This window comes from Mesorhizobium sp. M0207 (assembly GCF_040321995.1).
Lineage (GTDB): Bacteria > Pseudomonadota > Alphaproteobacteria > Rhizobiales > Rhizobiaceae > Mesorhizobium.
This window is the reverse complement of sequence record NZ_JAMYSQ010000003.1, coordinates 157,751-178,383: the sequence shown is the minus strand read 5'-3', so window position 1 is coordinate 178,383 and position 20,633 is coordinate 157,751. Positions and strand designations below refer to the sequence as shown.

22 protein-coding genes and 1 riboswitch are annotated in these 20,633 nt (G+C 63.3%); of the genes, 14 read left to right on the top strand and 8 right to left on the bottom strand.

The window, feature by feature from the left end; translation table 11 throughout:
* Positions 1 to 36: 36 nt before the first annotated feature.
* From NKJ15_RS06975 to NKJ15_RS06960, 4 genes are all read left to right on the top strand, one after another.
* Complete coding sequence (locus tag NKJ15_RS06975) at positions 37 to 1,002, top strand: sugar-binding transcriptional regulator (protein ID WP_352612273.1); 966 nt, start codon at positions 37 to 39, stop codon at positions 1,000 to 1,002.
* Positions 1,003 to 1,083: 81 nt separating this feature from the next.
* Entirely contained in the window at positions 1,084 to 3,138 is a 2,055-nt protein-coding gene (locus NKJ15_RS06970; RefSeq protein ID WP_352768544.1) for a bifunctional aldolase/short-chain dehydrogenase, read from the top strand.
* Between the two features lie 72 nt (positions 3,139 to 3,210).
* Positions 3,211 to 3,468: a type II toxin-antitoxin system RelB/DinJ family antitoxin gene (locus NKJ15_RS06965; RefSeq protein ID WP_352472285.1), complete on the top strand. Its 258-nt coding sequence runs from the start codon at positions 3,211 to 3,213 to the stop codon at positions 3,466 to 3,468.
* Between the two features lies 1 nt (position 3,469).
* A complete protein-coding gene (locus tag NKJ15_RS06960) occupies positions 3,470 to 3,742 on the top strand; it encodes a type II toxin-antitoxin system YafQ family toxin (protein WP_352502059.1) in 273 nt (90 codons plus the stop codon).
* 18 nt (positions 3,743 to 3,760) lie between these two features.
* On the opposite strand, the gene NKJ15_RS06955 is transcribed toward NKJ15_RS06960, so the two are convergent.
* The 6 genes from NKJ15_RS06955 to NKJ15_RS06930 form a co-directional block, all read right to left on the bottom strand.
* Entirely contained in the window at positions 3,761 to 4,210 is a 450-nt protein-coding gene (locus NKJ15_RS06955) for a GNAT family N-acetyltransferase (RefSeq protein ID WP_352472283.1), read from the bottom strand.
* Entirely contained in the window at positions 4,207 to 4,482 is a 276-nt protein-coding gene (locus tag NKJ15_RS06950) for a DUF4440 domain-containing protein (protein WP_352768540.1), read from the bottom strand. The genes NKJ15_RS06955 and NKJ15_RS06950 overlap by 4 nt, the downstream gene beginning before the upstream one ends.
* 10 nt (positions 4,483 to 4,492) lie before the next feature.
* Entirely contained in the window at positions 4,493 to 4,639 is a 147-nt protein-coding gene (locus NKJ15_RS06945) for a hypothetical protein (protein ID WP_352472319.1), read from the bottom strand.
* Positions 4,640 to 4,879: 240 nt separating this feature from the next.
* Positions 4,880 to 5,935, bottom strand: a complete 1,056-nt coding sequence (locus NKJ15_RS06940; RefSeq protein ID WP_352472282.1) for a substrate-binding domain-containing protein — start codon at positions 5,933 to 5,935, stop codon at positions 4,880 to 4,882.
* Positions 5,936 to 5,981: 46 nt separating this feature from the next.
* Positions 5,982 to 6,977 (bottom strand): ABC transporter permease, encoded by a 996-nt coding sequence (locus NKJ15_RS06935; RefSeq protein ID WP_352472281.1) that lies wholly within the window; start codon positions 6,975 to 6,977, stop codon positions 5,982 to 5,984.
* Positions 6,978 to 7,060: 83 nt separating this feature from the next.
* Positions 7,061 to 8,572 carry a sugar ABC transporter ATP-binding protein gene (locus tag NKJ15_RS06930; RefSeq protein WP_352768535.1) on the bottom strand — a complete coding sequence of 504 codons (1,512 nt, stop codon included), beginning with the start codon at positions 8,570 to 8,572 and terminating at the stop codon, positions 7,061 to 7,063.
* A gap of 135 nt (positions 8,573 to 8,707) precedes the next feature.
* On the opposite strand from NKJ15_RS06930, the gene mtnK reads away from it, so the two are divergent.
* From mtnK to dhaL, 10 genes are all read left to right on the top strand, one after another.
* The gene (mtnK, locus tag NKJ15_RS06925; protein WP_352814666.1) at positions 8,708 to 9,979 is read left to right on the top strand and encodes an S-methyl-5-thioribose kinase; all 1,272 of its coding nucleotides are present in this window, start codon (positions 8,708 to 8,710) and stop codon (positions 9,977 to 9,979) included.
* Positions 9,976 to 11,070: an S-methyl-5-thioribose-1-phosphate isomerase gene (gene mtnA / locus NKJ15_RS06920; protein WP_352542227.1), complete on the top strand. Its 1,095-nt coding sequence runs from the start codon at positions 9,976 to 9,978 to the stop codon at positions 11,068 to 11,070. The genes mtnK and mtnA overlap by 4 nt, the downstream gene beginning before the upstream one ends.
* Positions 11,071 to 11,250: 180 nt before the next feature.
* Positions 11,251 to 12,135: a helix-turn-helix domain-containing protein gene (locus tag NKJ15_RS06915; RefSeq protein ID WP_031211585.1), complete on the top strand. Its 885-nt coding sequence runs from the start codon at positions 11,251 to 11,253 to the stop codon at positions 12,133 to 12,135.
* A gap of 130 nt (positions 12,136 to 12,265) precedes the next feature.
* Positions 12,266 to 12,925, top strand: coding sequence for a 2Fe-2S iron-sulfur cluster-binding protein (locus tag NKJ15_RS06910; protein WP_352681006.1), 660 nt, complete (start codon positions 12,266 to 12,268; stop codon positions 12,923 to 12,925).
* A 3-nt stretch (positions 12,926 to 12,928) separates the two neighbouring features.
* Entirely contained in the window at positions 12,929 to 13,915 is a 987-nt protein-coding gene (locus NKJ15_RS06905) for an FAD binding domain-containing protein (protein ID WP_352681004.1), read from the top strand.
* 71 nt (positions 13,916 to 13,986) lie between these two features.
* Positions 13,987 to 14,457, top strand: coding sequence for a nuclear transport factor 2 family protein (locus NKJ15_RS06900; RefSeq protein ID WP_352472276.1), 471 nt, complete (start codon positions 13,987 to 13,989; stop codon positions 14,455 to 14,457).
* A 98-nt stretch (positions 14,458 to 14,555) separates the two neighbouring features.
* A complete protein-coding gene (locus NKJ15_RS06895) occupies positions 14,556 to 16,865 on the top strand; it encodes a xanthine dehydrogenase family protein molybdopterin-binding subunit (protein WP_352472275.1) in 2,310 nt (769 codons plus the stop codon).
* Between the two features lie 116 nt (positions 16,866 to 16,981).
* A riboswitch (FMN riboswitch) is annotated at positions 16,982 to 17,128 on the top strand.
* 77 nt (positions 17,129 to 17,205) lie between these two features.
* Positions 17,206 to 17,679: a 6,7-dimethyl-8-ribityllumazine synthase gene (locus NKJ15_RS06890; RefSeq protein WP_352681001.1), complete on the top strand. Its 474-nt coding sequence runs from the start codon at positions 17,206 to 17,208 to the stop codon at positions 17,677 to 17,679.
* Between the two features lie 69 nt (positions 17,680 to 17,748).
* On the top strand, positions 17,749 to 18,756 hold the full coding sequence (locus tag NKJ15_RS06885) for a dihydroxyacetone kinase subunit DhaK (RefSeq protein ID WP_352768455.1): 1,008 nt from the start codon (positions 17,749 to 17,751) through the stop codon (positions 18,754 to 18,756).
* A gap of 9 nt (positions 18,757 to 18,765) precedes the next feature.
* Positions 18,766 to 19,404 carry a dihydroxyacetone kinase subunit DhaL gene (gene dhaL, locus NKJ15_RS06880; RefSeq protein WP_352472272.1) on the top strand — a complete coding sequence of 213 codons (639 nt, stop codon included), beginning with the start codon at positions 18,766 to 18,768 and terminating at the stop codon, positions 19,402 to 19,404.
* On the opposite strand, the gene derI is transcribed toward dhaL, so the two are convergent.
* Positions 19,401 to 19,844: a D-erythrulose-4-phosphate isomerase gene (derI, locus tag NKJ15_RS06875; protein ID WP_023676015.1), complete on the bottom strand. Its 444-nt coding sequence runs from the start codon at positions 19,842 to 19,844 to the stop codon at positions 19,401 to 19,403. The genes dhaL and derI overlap by 4 nt on opposite strands.
* 26 nt (positions 19,845 to 19,870) lie before the next feature.
* The gene (locus NKJ15_RS06870; protein ID WP_352472271.1) at positions 19,871 to 20,629 is read right to left on the bottom strand and encodes a triose-phosphate isomerase; all 759 of its coding nucleotides are present in this window, start codon (positions 20,627 to 20,629) and stop codon (positions 19,871 to 19,873) included.
* Positions 20,630 to 20,633 lie beyond the last annotated feature (4 nt).

Sequence of the window (20,633 nt, the reverse complement as noted above, 5' to 3'; positions counted from 1 at the left end):
GTCGAGAGCCGTGAATAATGTCAGCGAGGAGATGGCATGGCGATCCGACCGGCAGAACAGCTTATCCACAAGGCCGCCTGGCTTTACTATGCACACGGCCTGCGCCAGGACCAGGTGGCCAGCCAGCTCAAGATTTCCCGTGCCTCGGTGGCGATGTATCTGCGCAAGGCGCGCGAGACCGGCATCGTCAACATCTCGACCTCGACCCAGCTTTTCACCGACGACGTGCTGGCGCGCAAGCTGGAAGACGCGCTGAAGCTCGACGCGGTCTGGATCGCGCCGGAAAACGGCTATGTCGCCGACCCCTCGACCGACATCGCGGTGCTGGCGGCAAGCGTCTTTCTCGAGCTGGTCAGGAAGGGCGACCGTATCGGCGTCGCCTGGGGGCGGACCATCTACACCATCGCCGACATCATGTCCTATGCCGATCTGCAGGACGTCACCGTGGTGCAGCTCTGCGGCAATCTGGGCGCCCCCTATTCGTACCGGCCGGACCAGTGCACCATGGAAATCGCGCGCCGGCTCAACGCCAAGGGACTGAACTTCTACGCGCCGCTGGTTCTGACGACGGAAGAACTGGCACGCGGCCTGCGCGCCGAGCCGGTGATCCGCGAGCAATTGTCGGGCATCGGTGAGTGCGACCTGGCGCTGTATTCGGTCGGCTCGGTGGACACCGACAGCCATCTGGTCAAATGCGGCGCGCTGACCGAGAGCGAAATGGCTGCATTGCGCAAGGCGGGTGCGGCCGGCGTCATTGCCGGGCAGATCATCGACGCCCGAGGCCAGGCGCTCGACTGCAGCTACAACCGCCGGCTGATTTCGGCAGAGCTGTCATCGCTGCACAGCATCGAAAAGCGCCTTGTGGTGGTGCAGGAGGACAGCAAGTTCGAACCGCTCGTCGCGGCGATCGCCGGCGGGCTCTGCACCCATCTGGTCGTAGGCGCGCGCATGGCGCGACGGCTGCTCGACCATGCCGGAGCAGCAGCAAAAGAGGTCGCCTGATACCTAGAGCCGCCGACGCATTGTCATCAAGGCGTCGCGGTATTCCTGTTCACAACAAAAGAGAAATCGGACGAAGCTGACATGAAGAACCTGTGGAATGACGGCGAGGCGGAGAAGCTGGTCGCCGACTATGCAAAGAAGGGTGTGGCCCGCGACCTGGCGCTGCGCGTCTATACGACCAGGCTGCTGGGCGGCGAGCCGCGGCTCGTCCTCCATGGCGGCGGCAATACATCGTGCAAGACCAAGGCCACCGACCTTGTCGGCGACGAATGGGACGTGCTCTGCGTCAAGGGCAGCGGCTGGGACATGGGCGTCATCGAGCCGCAGGGCCTGCCGGCGGTCAAGCTCGGCGCGCTGTTGAAGGCGCGGTCGCTCAAGAAGCTCTCCGACGAGGACATGGTCGCGCTGCAGCGGGCGAACCTCATCGACCCGTCCTCGCCCAACCCTTCGGTCGAGACGCTGCTGCACGCCTTCCTGCCGCACAAATTCGTCGACCACACCCATTCGACGGCGATCCTGGCCATCGTCGACCAGGAGGACAGCGAGGCGCTGAGCCGGAAGGTGTTCGGCGAGAAAATGGGATTCGTGCCTTACATCATGCCGGGCTTCGATCTGGCCAAGGCGGCCGCCGATGTATTCGACGCCGATCCGACGGTCGAAGGCCTGATCCTCGACAAGCACGGCATCTTCACCTTCGGCGACGATGCCAGGCAGGCCTATGACAGGATGATCCATTATGTGAACGTCGCCGAGGATTTCATCGCTGGGAACGGCAAGCCGCGCACCGAAAAGGTGGCACTGCCGGCCAGGCTGGCGAAGCCCGCGGAGATTGCGCCGATGCTGCGCGGCGCAGCGGCGGTGGCACGCGGCGAAGGCCGCTTCGACCGCATGATCAGCGATTTCCGCACCTCGGATGCGATCGTCGATTTCACCAATTCGGCAAAAATTGCCGACTATGCCGGACGCGGCGTGTCGACACCCGACCTGTCGATCCGCATCAAGACCGGACCGATGGCACTGCCGGCGCCCAACGCGGACAAGGTCGGCGACTACAAATCCGTCATCCGCCAGCATGTCGAGAAATTCGCCAAGGACTATCGCGCCTATTTCGAAACCAATGATGCGCTCGACGACGTGAAGCGCACCATGCTCGACCCGATGCCGCGGCTGACGCTGGTGCCCGGCCTCGGCATGTTCGGCCACGGTCGCACGCTCAAGGATGCGAAGATCGCCTCCGACGTCGGCGAAATGTGGATCGAGGCGGTACGCGGCGCCGAAGCCGTCGGCGATTTCCGCCCGCTCTCCAAAGCCGACCTGTTCCCGCTCGAATACTGGTCGCTGGAACAGGCCAAGCTCGCCGCCAACAAGCCGAAGCCGCTGACCGGCCAGGTGATGCTGGTCACCGGCGGCGCCGGCGCGATCGGTGCTGCCACGGCAAAGCTGTTCGCCGACAACGGTGCCCATGCCGTCGTCGTCGATCTCGATGGGTCAAGGGCTGCCGAGGCGGCAAAAAAGGCCGGTAACAATTCGATCGGCATTGGCGCCGACATCACCGATCCGGTGCAGATGCGCGCCGCCTTCGACAAAGCGGTCGACGTCTACGGCGGCCTCGACATTCTCGTCTCCAATGCCGGTGCTGCCTGGGAGGGCCGGATCGGCGAGCTCGACGACGCCACCTTGCGCAAGAGTTTCGAACTCAATTTCTTCGCCCACCAGTCGGCGGCGCAGAATGCCGTGCGCATCATGCTGGAACAGGGCACCGGCGGCGTGCTGTTGTTCAATACCTCCAAGCAGGCGGTCAATCCGGGGCCGAAATTCGGCGCCTATGGCATTCCCAAGGCGGCAACGCTGTTTTTGTCCAGGCAATATGCCCTCGACTACGGCGCGCATGGCATCCGCTCCAATGCCGTCAACGCCGACCGCATCCGTTCGGGGCTGTTGACCGACGCCATGATCGCCAGCCGCTCGGGCGCGCGCGGCGTGTCGGAGAAGGAGTACATGTCGGGCAACCTGCTCGGGCAGGAAGTGACGGCAGAAGACGTGGCCCAGGCCTTCCTGCATCAGGCGCTGGCCGAGCGGACCACCGCCGATGTGACGACGGTCGATGGCGGCAACATCGCGGCGGCGTTGAGGTAGGCGCGATCGGGGATCACACTTGCGTAATTGGTATTTTGTAGCTACATTGTGGCTCTCTTAAGGAGTCACAACATGGCAACGGATACCGTGGTCCGCGCTCGGATCGATACGGCGACAAAGGATCAGGCAACGGAGGCCTTGGCGGCAATGGGATTGTCCGTTTCCGACGCCATTCGCCTGCTGCTGGTCCGCGTCGCCGCCGACAAGGAATTTCCCTTCCCGGTGAAAGTGCCGAACGCAACGACTCGAAAGGCCATGACCGAATTGGAACGTGGCAAGGGCAAGCCTTTCGCCTCGGCCGATGAGTTGTTCAAGGATTTGGGAATGTGACGTGCTGACGCCCGTTCGCTCTGGGCAATTCCGTCGCGACGTGAAACGTGCGGAGAAGCGGGGCAAAGATCTTGGCAAGTTGCGCGAACTGCTAGGCCTCCTGCTCGCCGGAGATGAGCTACCGGCGAGCTATAAGGACCACTCGCTGAAAGGCGATTGGAAAGGCTTTCGTGACGCTCACATAGAACCGGACTGGCTCTTGATCTACCGAGTTGCCGGCGATGAACTCCAGCTAGCTCGCACCGGCTCCCATTCCGATCTGTTCAACGAATAGCCGAAGCTGTCGCGAAACTTAGGAATTCTGCGACTGGAAAGGGAACGAGAAGCGATACACGTTGCTCTCCCGCCGCTCGAAACCAAGTTTCTGATATAAGGCGTTGGCAGCCTTTCGCGACGGGCGGGAAGTTAAGTCCACTGTTCTTGCGCCAGCCTCTTGTGCCTGCCTCAGCGCTTCTCGTGTCAGGGCTTCCGCGAAGCCCTGACCTCGATGACCAGCGTCAACAACGACATCTTCAATTATAGCCCTGATCCCCGTAGGGATTTCGAAGAGCACGAGCGTCAACATGCCAACGTAGGCACCCTCTTCCGAACGGGCTACGAGAAGAATAGTAGCAGGCGATTTTACGACCCTAGTGATGCTGTCGAATGTTGGGGTGGCTGCCGTCGTTGATAGTTGAGACACCAATTGGGAGATCGCTTCCGTCACGGTCGGAGTTGCCTCTGTCAAAACCTCAATCTTCACAAGCTACCTCTCCGAGGTTCGCAAATATCCGAAACTGACGACACATACGGAACAATCGTTCCTTGATGGAAGAGCATCTGCCATCGCCCATCAAAAAGCTTCCAGATCGAACTCCGAACAGTCCTCCTCTCAGGCGTCCCCCCATCTGATCGGCGGATACTACGATATAGAACCAAGACAGCATCCGCCGCGATGGGCTTGACGGCGAAATCACGGATTTCAGGTAGAGTGGCTCTGCCCGAGTGCGTTTCTTGGAACAGAGAATCAATCACTACAGCTTTGTCATAAACCCGCCAGAACTGCCAAAATCCAAGAAATTTCCCCCAAAAATGGGGAGACGGCGTCCCGGGAAGAACGAACCTCTGGCCAGTGCAATTGCTGTTCGATCTGCTTAAAGACTTCAACATCAATCTCATTCGCTGACATCATCAGCCTTTCGCAAAACTCCCGATAAACCGATACTTTCGCGCATGATTTTTGCAACGTTGCAAAATCGGAACTGGCGACAATTAAATCCGGCAAACCCGCGGTGAAAACATCTTCGGCAAGACAAGAAGAGCCGCCTGCAACACCCTGCAGCAGGCGGCTCTTGGTTCCGAGTACGCGTCTAGTTCCACATGTCCGCCAAAGGCTTATAGCCTTGTCCGCTCTTTCCTTTTGCTTGAAACGCTACTTCGCGTTCGGGTTCGGCATCCAGGTCGGCATCGCGACATCGGCATGGGCGAATTGCGGCAGCTTGGCCGAGAGGTCCTCCATGTTCTTGATGTCCTTGTCGAGCAGATCCTTCTGGGTGATCAGCGTCGGCGGCACGATGACGTTGTGGCCGGGATCCTCGCCGGCCAGGAGCTGCGCCAGCGCACGCACCGAGACCTGGCCGACGACGGCCGGGTTGGTGGCGGCGGTTGCCGCCCAGGCGCTGTCCGGCTCGCGCATCGCGGCGATATCCGAGGTCGAGATGTCGGCCGAATAGATCTTGATGTCCTTGTTCAGCCCGGCCTCGTCGACCGCGATCTTCACGCCCTTGGCGAATTCGTCATAGGGCGCGAACATCACCTTGATGTCGGGATGGGCCGATAGCACCGAACGGGCCTGGTTGGCGACCGAATTGGCGATCGGATTGTCGAGCGTGCCGAACATGGCGGCTTCGTTGATGCCCGAATATTTCTTCTTGAATTCGACCCAGGTCTCGTTGCGGCGGTCGAGCGGCGCGATGCCGGCGACATAGACATAGCCGGCCTTCCAGCTCTCGCCATTGTCCTTGACCGCCTGTTCGAGCGCCAGGCGCGCGAGGTCGCGGTCGGACTGTTCGATCTGCGGGATCTTGGGGTTTTCGACATTGACGTCGAAGGCGACAACCTTGATGCCGGCGTCGACCGCACGCTGGGCGGCGTCCTTCATCGATTCCGTCAGTCCGTGCTGGATGATGATGCCCTGGACGCCGAGCGCGATAGCCTGGTCGACCATGTCCGCCTGAAGCGCCGCGTCCTGGCGGCTATCGAGCACGCGCAGGTCGACACCGAGCGCCTTGGCCTGCGCCTCGACGCCGGAAAGGTAGGCCTGGAAGAAGTCGCCGGTCGAGAGATAGCGGACCAGCGCTATCTTGACGGCACCCGGCTTGTCGAACGGCGCCGGCCTGTCCTGCGCTATTGCCGGCATCTGCATCAGCAATGTTGCGCCGGCAAGCCCGAGCGCTGCCTTCCCCAAAAGCCTTCTTGTGATGTTCACGTCGTTTCCTCCACTTGTTGAACCCAAAATATGACCCGGTCGAACCCTATCTCCTGCCCCTGCCGGAAAGGGCGAAGGTAAAGACAAGGGCGACCACGAGAACCACGCCCTTGACGAAATCCTGCGTGTAGTAAGGCGCGTTCATCATCGTCAGGCCTTGCAGCAGCACGCCGACAAACACCGCGCCGACAGCCGTGCCGAAGGCGTTCGGCTTGGCGGCGCCGAGAACCGCGTAACCGATGAGTGCCGCAGCCACCGCGTCGAGCAACAGATTATTACCCGAGGCGATGTCGCCGCGTCCAAGCCGGGCAGCGAGCAAAATGCCGCCGATCGAGGCAAAAACTCCCGAAATAACGTAGGCCCAGATTTTGTATGCCTTGACAGGCGCGCCGGCGAGTTCTGCGGCGCGTTCGTTGCTGCCGACCGCATACATCATGCGCCCGAAACGCGTGTATTCGAGAAAAAACCAGATCAGCACCGCCAGCACGAGCAGAACGACGACCGACACCGGAATGAGGTTCGGGATGAAGAAATCGAAGCGATGGCGGCCAAGCGCCAGGAACGCGGCGCCGAAGCTGCCGTTGGCGACCGAGCCGTCGGGCATGGTCATGCCGGTGGCGATCGAACGGCCTTCGGTCGGGATGCGCTGCAGGCCGACAAGCAGGAACATCATGCCGAGCGTCGCCAAAAGGTCCGGAACCCGCATATAGACGATCAGCCAGCCATTGATCAGGCCGACGACGGCGCCGATCACAAGACAGACGACGACCGCCACGACGGCGTTCTGCCCCAGCACCACCATGACATAGGCAGCCGCCATCATGGCGCTGGTGGCGACAGAGCCGATCGACAGGTCGAAGCCGCCGACGACCAGCGTGGCGGTGACGCCGAGCGCCAGAACGCCGGTGATGGCGACCGACTGGAAGATGAAGACAGCACTTTGCGGCGAGACGAAACCATCGGCAGCGACGGCGAAATAGCCGATCAGCCCGAACAACAGAACGATGAAGCCGTAGCGAATAGCATTGTCGCGCAGGATCATTCAGCGCTCCCGCACGCCGGCACCGTCTTTATCCAACCCGAATTCATGCCCTCTCCATTCCAATTCTCATCGTCATCCCGCCGTCAGGCTGCGCTGTGCAACGGCCCGCCCGCCACTTCGGCCAGCAGACGCTCGAGATCGACATCGGTATTGCGGTGCTCGCCGACGATCGTCTGCTCCGACATCACCAGGATGCGATCGGCCGTCTCCAGGGCTTCGTCGAGTTCGGTGACGAACAGCAGCGTCGCGCGGCCGTGGGCGCTGGCCCGCAGCTTGGCGGCGATGTCGCGCCTAGCCGAAATGTCGACGCCCTGAAAGGGCTCGTCGAGGATGAAAAGCCTTGCCGCCTGCGACATCCAGCGGGCGACCATCACCTTCTGCTGATTGCCGCCGGAAAGCGACGCCATCTCGTCCCTCTCCGAGCGGCAGACGATGCCGAGCTCCTGGATCTGCTGGCGGGCAATGGCGCGTTCGATACGGCGTTTGAGAACACCGAGACGCGACATGCGGCTGTGGAACGGCAGGCTGATATTCTCCTGGATGTTGAAGTCGCCGACGATGCCGTTTTCGCCTCGGTCCTTGGCGACGAGAAACACACCGGCGGCAATCGCTTCGCCGGTCGATGCCGGAGCATAAGGTTTCCCGTTCAGCACCATGGTCCCGGCCAGCGGCTGGCGCAGGCCGAACAGCGTCTCGGCGAGCACGGTCTTGCCGACACCGACAAGGCCGGTGATGGCAACGACCTCGCCATCGCCGAGGGTCAGCGAGATCGGCCTGGCGCCTTCAGCAATCCGCAGCGCGTCGGCAGTGAAAATTGCTTTGGCCGAATTCCTGGCGACGATCCGCTCGAGCTGGATCTTGCGGCCGAGCATGGCGTTGACCGCACCTTCGTAATCCAGCGGCTTCTTGTCGAAGATACCTGAGATAACCCCATCGCGCATCGAAATGATGCGATCGGCAAGCCGTCTGATATCCGACATACGGTGCGAGATGTAGAGGATGGCCACGCCTTGCTGGCGAAGCCGGTCGAGCAGCGCGAATAGCCGGTCGGCTTCGGCGCTGGACAGCGAGGAGGTCGGCTCGTCGAGGATCAGCACTTTCGGCCGATGCGCCATGGCGCGGGCGATCGCCACCATCTGGCGGTCGGCCAGAGAGAGATCGCTGATCCGGGCCTTGAGGTCGATGGCCAGTCCCATGCGGTGGGCCACCGCCTTTGCCTCGCGACGCACCCGGCCTGGATTGAACAGGGTCGGCACGCCGCTGCCGCTCAACCTGTCGAGGGTAAGGTTGGTGGCGACGTCGAGGTCGGCGACGACAGCGTCATTGATGTTCTGGTGGACGGTAACGACGCCGGCGCGGATCGCCTCCGCCGGCGTTTTCGGGTCGAACACGTGACCGGCAAGCGACATCGTGCCGCCGCCATGGTCGTAGACACCACTGATGATCTTGACGAGGGTGGATTTGCCGGCGCCGTTGGCGCCCATCAGCACGGTCACTTCGCCGGCACGCAATTCGAGCGAGACGCCGCCAAGCACCTCGATATGGCCAAAGGATTTCCTCAGGCCGTCGACGCGGAACACGGCATCATTGCCCATTCGCTCCTCCCTGACCATGACGCTATGGGCTATATCGGCAATTGTCAACACGATTGACAATTGCCAGCAGGCTTCCTAGCTTGGCCCGACCGCGTTGGCTCCGCTATCATCGGAGCACATGAGCGGGAGGTGAGGATGACTGGGAAATCGCCGTTCGAAGCACTGTCGGTCGAGACACTGGCGGGCCGTCTCGGTGCCAACGAGGCCCTGTGTTCGCAGATCGGCAAGGATACGAGCCAGTGGAAGGTTCGTGAAGTCGGCGACGGCAATCTGAACCTGGTGTTCATCGTCGAGGGTGCTGAGGGTGCGGCCGTCGTCAAGCAGGCCCTGCCCTACGTCCGGCTGGTCGGCGACAGCTGGCCGCTGCCGCTAAAACGCTCCTTCTTCGAATACCATGCGCTGACGCGGCAACAGGCGCGGGCGCCGGGTTCGGTGCCCGATATCTATCACTTCGACGAAGGCCAGGCGCTGATCATCATGGAGTATCTGTCGCCGCACATTATCCTGCGGCGGGCGCTGATCGAAGGCCGGCAATTGCCCAACATCGCGACAGACATCGGCTTGTTCATGGCCCGCACGTTGTTTCGCGGCTCCGACCTGCATATGGCGACCAAGGACCGCAAGGCCGATCTGGCGCTGTTCGCCGACAATGTCGAACTCTGCGACATCACCGAGAACCTGGTTTTCTCGGATCCGTATTTCGATGCCAAGATGAACCGGCACACCAGCCCGCAGCTCGACGGCATTGTCGCCGAGCTGCGCGCCGACCGCGACCTCAAGGTCGAGGCGCAGCGCATGAAGCACATCTTCGCTGCCAATGCCGAGACGCTGCTGCATGGCGACCTGCATTCCGGCTCGATCATGGTCACCGACACCGAAACGAGGATGATCGACCCCGAATTCGCCTTCTACGGGCCGATCGCCTTCGACGTCGGCATGCTGCTCGCCAATTTCTGGATGGCGTTCTTCTCGCAGCGTGGCCATGAACAGGACGGAAGCCGCGACGCCATGCGTGGCTATCTGCTCGGCGTTACGGTCGAGACATGGTCGGTGTTTCGCGCCGAGTTCTCGCATCTGTGGCGAACCGGGCGTACTGGCATGCTCTACCAGAAGAGCCTGTTCGAAGATCAGGGCGACAGGCTTGGCGCCGAGCAGGCGCTCGACCACATGCTGCAGTCGATCTGGACCGATCTGCTCGGCTTCGCCGGCGTCGAGGTTCACCGGCGAATTCTCGGCCTTGCCCACAATGCCGATTTCGAGACCATTGCCGATCCGGATCTGCGCGCCAGATGTGAGGCAAAGGCGCTGAAATTCGGCCGTCACCTCGCCGTCAACCGGCGCCAGATCCACAGCATCGACGAGGTCAACCGGTTGGCCGCGCTGATCGAACGGGAGAGCAGGATTTGAACGTCGGCGACCGCCACTACCGCACCATCTGGCCGAGTGACGACGGGCGTTCGGTGGAGATCATCGACCAGCGCTGGCTGCCGCATGATTTCCGCATCGAAAAGATCGATACCGTCGCCGGCATCGCCACGGCAATCCGCGACATGTGGGTGCGCGGGGCGCCGCTGATCGGCGTCACCGCGGCCTATGGCGTCGCCATGCAGATGGCCGACGATCCGTCGGATGCAGCACTCGACGCCGTCTGGGCAACCTTGCACGAAACGCGCCCGACGGCGATCAATTTGCGCTGGGCGCTGAACGAAATGCAGCGCTTCCTGCTGACGCTTCCGCTGGCAGAACGTGCCGCGGCTGCCTATCGGCGTGCCGGCGAGATCGCCGACGAGGATGTCGGCCTCAACCGCGCCATCGGCGCCCATGGGCTCGAAATCATCAAGGCGATCGCGGCGCGCAAGCAGCCGGGCGAACCAGTCAATATCCTGACCCACTGCAATGCCGGCTGGCTGGCCACCGTCGACTACGGCACCGCCACCGCGCCGATCTATCTGGCGACGGAAGCCGGTATTCCAGTCCATGTCTATGTCGACGAAACGCGACCCCGCAACCAGGGTGCCCAATTGACCGCCTGGGAGATGGCCGGCCACGGCGTGCCGCATACGCTCATCGTCGACAACGCCGGCGGCCATCTGATGCAGCGCGGCCAGATCGACATGGTCGTCGTCGGCACCGACAGGACCACCGCCGACGGCGATGTGTGCAACAAGATCGGTACCTATCTCAAGGCACTGGCCGCCGCCGACAACGACGTGCCGTTCTATGTCGCGCTGCCGTCGCCGACGATCGACTGGACCGTGGGCGACGGGCTGGCCGACATCCCGATCGAACAGCGCTCGCCCGACGAGGTCTCACTGGTCTGGGGCAAGACCGCTTCCGGCGAGATCGCCCAGGTCCGCGTATCCCCGGAAGCCACGCCGGCGGCCAATCCGGCCTTCGACGTGACGCCGGCGCGGCTGGTCACCGGCTTGATCACCGAACGCGGTGTCGCTACGGCCTCGCGCGAAGGTCTGAGGGCGATGTTTCCCGAGCGCGGATGATCCGCTTTTCCGGGAGGGCGCTCCGGATTTGCCTGATCTCACGATTTCTTGAACACGGCACGGTTAAAAACGCCCGTTGCCTGTCCCACATGGACGGCCGTATGCGTAGCGGCGGGGCGGCGCCCAACGCTCGAAGCCGGGCTGCCCACGGCTCGGCGAGTGAACCAGCGGGATACCGCGATGTCATTCAGACCGTTGCTTGGTGACGGACGGGTTCGGAGCCAGGACGAGAAGTCGGAGCCCCTGCAAACCGCGTCATGGGTCAGCTCCTCGATCGTCTTCGACAACCGGCGGTGGGCGTGCCGGGAGGCGGAGCTCCGCTGGACAGCCCCTCATCATCTGATCGTGCTGACCGAAGAAGGCGGCACGTCCCATACATCCATCCGGCACGAGGCACGATCCCTTTACGACGGAATGGACCGTCCCGGAGCCCTCACCTTCGTCCCGGCAGGCGCGGAACGACAGGGCTTCTATCGCGATGTAAACCTCTCCTATTCAGCCCTGTGGATCGATCCCGATATCGGGCTTCCCGGATGCGAACGCCTGAGGAACCTGCCTATACTGGTAAACAAGAAAGACGCGGTCGTCGCCACGCTCTTGAGTTCGCTTCGTGACGAGATGGCACTCGGCCACAAGCCAGACACTGCCTATGTCGAGCATCTGGTCGCCCTCGTCAGTCTCCGCGTGGCCAACCTGAGCCGGGAGCAACCGCGGTTTGTACGTCACGGCTGTCTCAGCCGCCGGGCACTTGGTCGCGTTCGGGATTACATCGATGCGCATATGAATTCCGACATTTCGCTAAGTGAGCTGGCAGCCGCCGCGGGCATGGCCGTCGACAGTTTTGCGCGTCGCTTCAAGGCGACGACCGGCCTTGCACCCTACGCCTATGTGATCGAGGAACGGGTGCGGCGAGCGGAGGCGCTACTGCGCGAAACGGGTTTGTCGATCGGTGTCATTGCCTTTCGGCTCGGCTTCTCAAGCCAGAGCCACTTCACCACGACCTTCCGACGTCTGAGGGGCATGACGCCTCGTGCCTATCGGGTGAATTCTTCTCCAGAATCCTGATAGTGCCGGCGGTTTCTTGAAAGAAAGCCGCCGCCCGCACTCCCACCTCCAGTGTCGTTGGGTGACAGAACCCGAGGGTTCTCTCGGGTCAAGTTGCCGTCTGCGCCTCATTGCGGCTGGGAGATCATGCATGGCCAAAACGGACAACAGGAGCGGGCCGACGCGTCGGATGGTATTGGAAGGCGGTGTTGCGACCGGGGTGCTGCTGGCTACCGGACTACCGGTTGACGCCGAGCCGGCCGAGACCGTCACGGCGGCTGCATCGTCCTCGCCGCTACCGACGATGACGATGTCGTTACGGATCAACGCGAAGGATCTTGCCGTCGAGCTCGACCCGCGGACGACGCTGCTCGACGCGCTGCGCAACCATGTCGGCCTCACCGGCTCGAAGAAGGGCTGCGACCACGGCCAGTGCGGCGCATGCACGGTGCTCGTCGATGGGCGCCGGATCAATTCCTGCCTGACGCTTGCCGCAATGCATGAAGGCGACGAGATCACCACGGTCGAGGGCCTTGCCGAGGGTGACCGGCTGCATCCGGTCCAGGCCGCCTTCGTCGCCCGCGACGGTTTCCAGTGCGGCTACTGTACGCCAGGCCAGATCTGCTCGGCGGTTGGCATGCTGGGCGAGGCGCGGGCCGGCTGGCCAAGCCATGCGAGCGCCGACGTGGCAGCGGCTTCCGTCGCTCTCACCGATGCCGAGATCCGCGAGCGGATGAGCGGCAACATCTGCCGTTGCGCCGCCTATCCGAACATTGTCGCTGCAATCCGCGACGCGGCAGAGGAGGCATGAGCAATGCAGTCCTTCACTTATGAACGTGCGGCGAGTGCTGAGCAGGCGGCGGCCGCGGTTGCGGCCCGGCCGGACGCCAAGTTCATCAGCGGCGGCACCAACCTGCTCGACCTGATGAAGCTCGAGATCGAGCGCCCAGCGCATCTCGTCGACATCAGCCGGCTGCCGCTTGATCGGATCGAGGAGACGGCGGAAGGCGGACTTCGGATCGGTGCCCAGGTCCGCAATAGCGATCTTGCCGCCGACCCGCGGGTAAGGTCGCGCTATCCGATGCTCACGCAAGCGCTGCTGGCGGGAGCGTCCGGACAGATACGCAACAAGGCCTCGACCAGCGGCAATCTCCTGCAGCGCACGCGCTGTCCCTATTTCTACGACCGCAACATGCCCTGCAACAAGCGCCAGCCGGGTTCGGGCTGCGCGGCACTTCAGGGCTTCAATCGCATGCACGCCGTACTCGGCGCGAGCGAAGCCTGCATTGCGGTCCATCCCTCCGACATGGCGGTCGCCATGTCCGGGCTCGACGCCAGGATTGAGACCGTCTCGCCCGGCGGCGAGACCCGCACGATCCCGATCGGCGATTTCCATCGGTTGCCCGAGGCGACGCCCCAGGTGGAGACCGTGCTCGGCCACGGCGAAATAGTCGTCGCGGTTGCCCTGCCGCCGCCGCCACCCGGCCGACAGGTTTACCGCAAGGTGCGCGACCGTGCTTCCTACGCCTTCGCGCTGGTGTCGGTGGCAGCAATCGTCGAGAAAAGCGGCGACCGTATCCGAAGCACTCGGATCGCCATGGGCGGCGTGGCAGCCAAGCCATGGCGCGCGACGGAGGCGGAGCGGACGCTCGCAGGAGCGGCGGCATCCGACGGCGCCTTTAGCGACGCCGCCGAAGCCGCGCTCGCCGGAGCCGTCGGGCATGGCGGCAATGATTTCAAGATCCCGCTGGCGAAACGGACGATGCGGCACACGCTCGCTGCTGCCGCCGAGAGTGCATGAGGTGATGCGATGACAGAGACGACGACCCCGAATCGCGGTTCCCAGATGCAGGCGCCGAGCAGGAGATCGATATGAAACTCACGCGACGCGCCGTTGCCGCCGCGGGTGGCGGCCTTCTCGTCTCTGCCGCCACAGCCTGGGGCGCCACATCCGATCCGGGAGCTCGTCACGGCCTCGAGGCCGCCGTAGACGCCTTCTTTGCCGGCTGGGCCTCTGGCGACTGGACGGCATTCCTTGACTGTTGCGATGAGACGATGACCTTCCAATTCCCTGTCGGCGAGCAACGAGGCCGACACGGACCGCCAGAGGGCAAACGGGCACTCGCAGCCTGGACCGCCGCGCACCAAGCGCTGGGGAACAGGATCACCAAATCGACCGTCGATCTCAAGCTCTTCGCCGCCGACTGGGTCATCGTCTGCGATCGCGGGAGCGGGACAATCGGTGGCGCGCCCTACACTGGCCTGCATGCGATCTTCATGCGAGCCGGCCCAACAGGGAGGCTGGTCGAGTTTCGCGAGTATTTCGGCGAGATCGCCGCGTGAGCTCCGGCCGCCGCGCGACGAACATAAAGGTGCGAGGAAGCGGCGTCGTCGCGGCCTCGATGTTTCCGAACTCCAGATGAAAAATCTTTAGGTGACTTATGAACGAGACCATACCCGGACTGCCCGGCTCCGCCACCCATTCAAGGGTGAAACCTCGTGCCGATGCTGGCATCATCGGGCGGCCGATCGACCGCATCGACGGTCCGCTCAAAGTGACGGGCGGCGCCACATACGCTTACGAGAATAAGCTGGATGGTACAGCCTATGGCTACATTCTCGGCGCCTCCGTCGCCAAGGGCCGCATCGCCGAGATCGACACGACCGAAGCCGAACGGGCGCCGGCAGTGTTGCTCGTCATGACGCACCGGAATGCGCCGGCCCAGCCGGATTTCGGCCCAACGGTCACGCCAACGGTGCCGGAGGTCTTCACGCGCCCCCGGCCCGCGCTCAACAGCGATCGGGTACGGTATTACGACGAGCCGGTCGCGCTGGTCGTTGCGGAGACGTTCGAGGCTGCACGCGCTGCTGCGGGCCTCATCAGAGTACGCTACGACGAGGAGCCAGGCCTCTACGATCTACCGGGACATATCGCCGACGCCTACGCGCCAAGGCGGACCAATGCCGGCTTCGAGACCGACAGCGTGGTCGGCGACTTCGAGCGCGCCTTTGCGACGGCGCCGATCAAGATCGATTCCACTTACGGGACCCCCTTCGAACATCACAATCCGATGGAGCCGCATGCGACGCATGCTGCCTGGTCAGGCAACGAGCTGACGATCCGTACATCGGCGCAGACCCTCGCGAACTTCCGGGCCGGGGTCGCCAGCACGCTTCGCATCCCGCTCGAGCGAGTGCGCATCGTCAGCCCCTTCATCGGCGGAGGCTTCGGCTCCAAGCTGATTGCCCATGCCGACACGATCCTGGCCGCACTTGCAGCGCAGGTGCTGCAGCGCCCCGTGAAGATCGCGCTGACGCGACAACAGATGTTCGCCAATGCCGGTCATCGCGCAGAGATGGTCCAACAGGTACGTCTCGGCGCGGACACTGACGGGCGGCTCACCGGGATCGCGCACGATGTCTGGTCGGCAACGTCCAGCTTCGAGGAGTACTGCGAACAAACGGCAGTTTTTGCGCGCTCGCTCTACGCGGCGCCGAACCGTCTCACCCGCCATCGCCTGGTTCCGCTGGACATCAACCGCGGCGAATGGATGCGCTCGCCCGGCGAAGCGCCCGGCATGCTGGCTTTCGAATGCGCCATGGATGAGCTCGCCGAGCGCGCCGGTCTGGACCCGATCGAACTCAGGATCCGCAACGAACCGGCACAGGATCCCGAGCGCGGCGTGCCGTTCTCCACCCGCAATCTCGTCGCCTGCATGGAGGAAGGCGCCCGCCGTTTCGGCTGGGAGCGGAGAAACCCGACACCGGGCCGAACTCGGGAGGGCCGCAAGCTTATCGGCCACGGCATGGCGGCGGCGATCCGTCCGAACTATATCGGCGCGGCGACGGCGCGGGTTGCGATCGACCGGGACGGTCGGGTGACGGCGCGGCTCGACATGACCGATATTGGGACCGGCACCTATACGATCCTGACTCAGATTGCCGCCGAGAGCCTCGGCCTGCCGATCTCGTCCGTCAAGGTGGAGCTCGGCGACAGCCGCTTCCCGCGTACCGCCGGCTCCGGCGGATCCTGGGGCGCAGCAAGCGCGGGTTCGGCCTTGCATGATGCGTGCAACATCCTCAAGAAACAGATCCTGGAGGCGGCGCAGTCGAACGAAGCCTCGCCGTTGCGCGGCGCGAACGCCACCGAGGCAAGCTTTGCCGACGGCGAGGTCAGGGTCGGCCAGCGATCGGCGAGCCTGGCCGATCTTATCCGAGGGATCTCTCCCGACGGGCTCGAAGCCGAAGGCTCCGTAGCCGCGGGCGCCACCACCCAGTCATACAAGACCTATTCGCAGCATTCCTATGGCGCGCATTTCGCAGAGGTCGCTGTCGATTGCGATACCGGTGAAATCCGCATGCGCCGGATGCTGGCTGTGATCGGCGCGGGCCGTATCCTCAACGCCAAGACCGCGCGCTCGCAAATCATCGGCGGCATGACCTGGGGGATCGGTGCAGCGCTGATGGAGCAGACGGTGCTCGACCCGCGCTACGGCCACTTCGTCAATCACGATCTTGCCGAGTATCATGTGCCGGTCAATGGCGATGTCCCCGATATGGAGGTCGCCTTCCTCGAGGAAGACGACGACAAGGCCAACCCGCTTGGCGCAAAGGGTCTCGGCGAGCTCGGCGTGTGCGGTGCGGGGGCTGCTGTCGCCAACGCCGTTTACAACGCGGCCGGCGTGCGAGTGCGTGAATTTCCCATCACCTTGGACAAGGTGCTGCCTGCCTTACCTGTGATCGCCATTTGACGCTCTCCTCCCTCGCCCTCAACGGTGACCAGGTCGAAACGGATCGCTATTTCTGCGCCATCGATGACGATGCCGGTGGTTGACAGCGCTTTCCGGTCCTTCCATACAAACGCCGTCAATGTTCTCAGGGCGGGGCGAAAGTCCCCACCGGCGGTAAGGGTCTCGGCCCAAGCCCGCGAGCGCTTTCCGGTTAGCCGGAGGGGTCAGCAGATCCGGTGTGATTCCGGAGCCGACGGTCACAGTCCGGATGGAAGAGAACGAAATGGAAGACGGTCCGCTTTCGCGGTTCGGACTCCATATCGTGCGTCCTGATTCTGGTTCGAAACGGAAGGATGGACCCATGAATCAGCATTCCCACAACGACTATGAAACGATCCGCGTTGCCGTCATTCGCGCGCGTTGGCATGCCGATATCGTCGACCAATGCGTTGAAGCATTCGAGGCGGAACTGGCGGTTCTCGGAGAGAAACGCGTTGCCGTCGATGTCTTCGATGTGCCTGGCGCTTATGAGATTCCCCTGCATGCAAAGACGCTTGCCGTGACCGGCCGCTATGCCGCTATCCTCGGCGCCGCGTTCGTCGTCAATGGCGGCATCTACCGGCACGAGTTTGTTGCAAGCGCGGTCATCGACGGCATGATGAATGTGCAATTGTCGACTGGCGTGCCGGTGCTTTCGGCGGTGCTGACGCCGCACAACTACCATGACAGCGCGGACCATCACCGCTTCTTCTTCGAGCATTTCAAGGTCAAGGGCAAAGAGGCGGCCAGTGCCTGCGTGCGACTGCTGGCGGCACGCGAACACATCGCGGCGTGAAACCTCCACCGCCGGGTGGAAATCCCGGTAAGGCGCTGTAGTATCTCACGAAAACCAGGGAGGATGCCGGTGCAGACCAAGAAGATCATCAATGACGGTAACCGCTCCGTCGACGAGATGCTGGAGGGCATCCTGGCCGCGCATCCGCGCCATCTCAGAAGCGCGGACGGCAGTCCGCGCGCCATTATCGCCCGCGACGGACCGCGCCCAGGCAAGGTCGGTCTCGTCATCGGTGGCGGCTCGGGCCACGAGCCGACCTTCCTCGGCTTCGTCGGCAAGGGGCTGGCCGACGCCGCCGCGATCGGCAATGTCTTCGCCTCGCCGCCGCCGGACCCGATCCTCGAATGCGCCAAGGCGGCCAGCGGTGGCGCCGGCGTGCTGTTCATGTACGGCAACTATGCCGGCGACGTGATGAACTTCGACATGGCCGCCGAAATGGCGGCAATGGACGACATCGAGGTGCGCACCGTGCTGACCACCGACGATGTCGCCTCGGCGCCGCGCGACCAGAGGCAGAAGCGGCGCGGCGTCGCCGGCAATTTCTTCATCTTCAAGGCCGCCGGTGCCGCATGCGACCAGATGCTGTCATTCGATGAATGCGAGCGTATCGCCAGGAAGGCCAACGATCACACCTTCACCATGGGCGTGGCGCTGTCGCCCTGCTCGCTGCCGCAGACCCGCCGGCCCAATTTCGAGATCGGACCGGACGAGATGGAGATCGGCATGGGCATCCATGGCGAGCCAGGCATCGCGCGCGGAAAGTTGAAAACGGCCGACGAGATCACCGACGAAATGCTGGACAAGGTCCTCGACGAGATGGCGCCGGCGCGCGGCGATAAGGTCGCCGTTCTGGTCAATTCGCTCGGCTCAACGCCGTTGATGGAGCTCTACATCATGAACCGACGCGTCAAGCAGAGGCTGGATGACGTCGGTATTTCCGTCCACGCGACCTGGGTCGGCAATTACTGCACCTCGCTCGAAATGGCTGGCGCCTCGGTGACGCTGATGCATCTCGACGGCGAGTTGCAGGCGATGCTCGACCATCCTTGCGACTGCGCCATGTTCCGCGCCGGCTGAGAAAGCATCATGACCTCGATCGATTCAGTCGGCTTGAAAAGAATGTTCGATGAGATCGCGGCGGCGATCGACGCCGACAAGGACAGGCTCTGCCAACTCGACGGCGTCATCGGCGACGCCGACCATGGCATCGCCATGGCACTAGGCTTCACAGCTGCGCGCGATGCACTAGCACAACTCGACCTCGCGGCGACCGAGCCGACGGCGCTGCTCAACACTGCGGCGAAATCCTTCCTCAACGCGGTCGGCGCCTCGTCAGGCCCGCTCTATGCGACCGCCTTCATGCGCGGTGCCGCCGCCGTCAAAGGCAAGGCAATTCTGGAGGACGCTGACACCATCGCCATGCTCCGGGCGATGGCGCAAGGCATCCAGGATCGCGGCAAGGCCGAGCTCGGCGAAAAGACCATGGTCGACGCCTGGCTGCCGGCTGCGCAAGCAGCGGGTGCCGCGCAGGAAGCCGGCAAGAGCCTGTCCGAGAGCCTGGAGGCTGCACTTGCAGCGGCCGAACGAGGTGCCGAGGCGACCAAGGACATGATCGCCGCCAAGGGCCGCTCATCGCGGCTCGGCGAGCGCTCGCTCGGGCATATGGACCCCGGCGCCGCATCGGCCGTGACGATTATCAGAGCGATGTGGAACAGTCTGGCTTAACCCCGCTTCGCCGCGTCGAGCCTGTCGATCGCCTGGACATTGCCGGCCGACGGTCCCTTCTCATCGAATTCCGATGCAAGCCATGCATCGACGATCGACTTGGCCAGTTCCGGGCCGATGACGCGGGCGCCCATGGTGATGATCTGGGCGTTGTTGGATTTTGCCGCGCGCTCGGCCGAATAGGTGTCGTGGGTGAGTGCGGCGCGAATGCCGGGCACCTTGTTGGCGGATATGGATACGCCGATGCCGGTGCCGCAAAACAGGATGCCGCGATCGTTTTCGCCGTCCAGGATGGTCTGCGCGAGCTTCTGTGACAGGTCGGCATAGTAGCCCGACTGGCTGAGGTCGCTAACCGTGAGGCCAGGCTTGGTAGCGAGGTGAGCGGCAATGACGTCGAGCAGCGGCTTGCCGGCGCTATCAGCTCCAATGGCAATTTTCATGTTCCGTTTCCTTCCTGTTTGGTGATTCAGATCGCCGCCGAGGCGCGCTTGAGGATGTCGATATAGCCGTCCGCCTGCCAGGCCGAGCGGCCGATGAACAAGCCGTCGATGTTGGGCTGGCCGACCAGTTCGGCGGCATTTTGCGGATTGACGCTGCCGCCATAAAGCACCGGCGGCACCACCGGCAGCAGGTCGCGTGCGATTTTCTTGATTAGCGCCTGCTGCCTGTCGGCATAGTCCGAACTGGCCGGCACGCCCTTGTCGCCGATCGCCCAGACGGGCTCATAGGCAAACAGGATCGTCGCCGCCTTCGCCGCGCCTTCGAGAAACTGCAGCGCGCCGTGCACCTGCAAGGCCAGCACCGCAGCGGCCTGCCCGCTGTCGCGTTGAGCCAGGGTCTCGCCGACGCAGATGAGTGGCACGAGACCGTGCTTCACCGCCGCCGCAGTCTTCAGACCGACGGCGTTGTCGGTCTCGCCGAAATGCTCGCGCCGTTCGCTGTGGCCGAGCTCGACCATGTCGAGGCCGCAGTCTTTCAGCATGACCGGCGAGATCTCGCCGGTCCAGGCGCCGGCGTCGGCCCAATGCATGTTCTGCGCGCCGACCTTGATGCGCGTCGGCGACAGCGCTTTCTTGACCTCGCGGATCGCCGTGAAGGGCGGGATGACGAAAGGCTGGATGCGCTCGTCGAAACCGGGGACGAACTCCGCCAGCGCCTCGGCGAAAGCCATCGCCTCGGCGAGCGTCTTGTTCATTTTCCAGCTGGTGCCGACCCAATAAACCATACGT

Excerpts from the sequence above, each read along its gene's own strand:
- NKJ15_RS06975 (WP_352612273.1), top strand. The coding sequence starts at position 37 with ATGGCGATCCGACCGGCAGAACAGCTTATCCACAAGGCCGCCTGGCTT.
- NKJ15_RS06970 (WP_352768544.1), top strand. The coding sequence starts at position 1,084 with ATGAAGAACCTGTGGAATGACGGCGAGGCGGAGAAGCTGGTCGCCGAC.
- NKJ15_RS06965 (WP_352472285.1), top strand. The coding sequence starts at position 3,211 with ATGGCAACGGATACCGTGGTCCGCGCTCGGATCGATACGGCGACAAAG.
- NKJ15_RS06945 (WP_352472319.1), bottom strand. The coding sequence starts at position 4,639 with ATGATGTCAGCGAATGAGATTGATGTTGAAGTCTTTAAGCAGATCGAA.
- NKJ15_RS06935 (WP_352472281.1), bottom strand. The coding sequence starts at position 6,977 with ATGATCCTGCGCGACAATGCTATTCGCTACGGCTTCATCGTTCTGTTG.
- NKJ15_RS06930 (WP_352768535.1), bottom strand. The coding sequence starts at position 8,572 with ATGGGCAATGATGCCGTGTTCCGCGTCGACGGCCTGAGGAAATCCTTT.
- mtnK (WP_352814666.1), top strand. The coding sequence starts at position 8,708 with ATGACTGGGAAATCGCCGTTCGAAGCACTGTCGGTCGAGACACTGGCG.
- NKJ15_RS06915 (WP_031211585.1), top strand. The coding sequence starts at position 11,251 with ATGTCATTCAGACCGTTGCTTGGTGACGGACGGGTTCGGAGCCAGGAC.
- NKJ15_RS06910 (WP_352681006.1), top strand. The coding sequence starts at position 12,266 with ATGGCCAAAACGGACAACAGGAGCGGGCCGACGCGTCGGATGGTATTG.
- NKJ15_RS06905 (WP_352681004.1), top strand. The coding sequence starts at position 12,929 with ATGCAGTCCTTCACTTATGAACGTGCGGCGAGTGCTGAGCAGGCGGCG.
- NKJ15_RS06900 (WP_352472276.1), top strand. The coding sequence starts at position 13,987 with ATGAAACTCACGCGACGCGCCGTTGCCGCCGCGGGTGGCGGCCTTCTC.
- NKJ15_RS06895 (WP_352472275.1), top strand. The coding sequence starts at position 14,556 with ATGAACGAGACCATACCCGGACTGCCCGGCTCCGCCACCCATTCAAGG.
- NKJ15_RS06890 (WP_352681001.1), top strand. The coding sequence starts at position 17,206 with ATGAATCAGCATTCCCACAACGACTATGAAACGATCCGCGTTGCCGTC.
- dhaL (WP_352472272.1), top strand. The coding sequence starts at position 18,766 with ATGACCTCGATCGATTCAGTCGGCTTGAAAAGAATGTTCGATGAGATC.
- derI (WP_023676015.1), bottom strand. The coding sequence starts at position 19,844 with ATGAAAATTGCCATTGGAGCTGATAGCGCCGGCAAGCCGCTGCTCGAC.
- NKJ15_RS06870 (WP_352472271.1), bottom strand. The coding sequence starts at position 20,629 with ATGGTTTATTGGGTCGGCACCAGCTGGAAAATGAACAAGACGCTCGCC.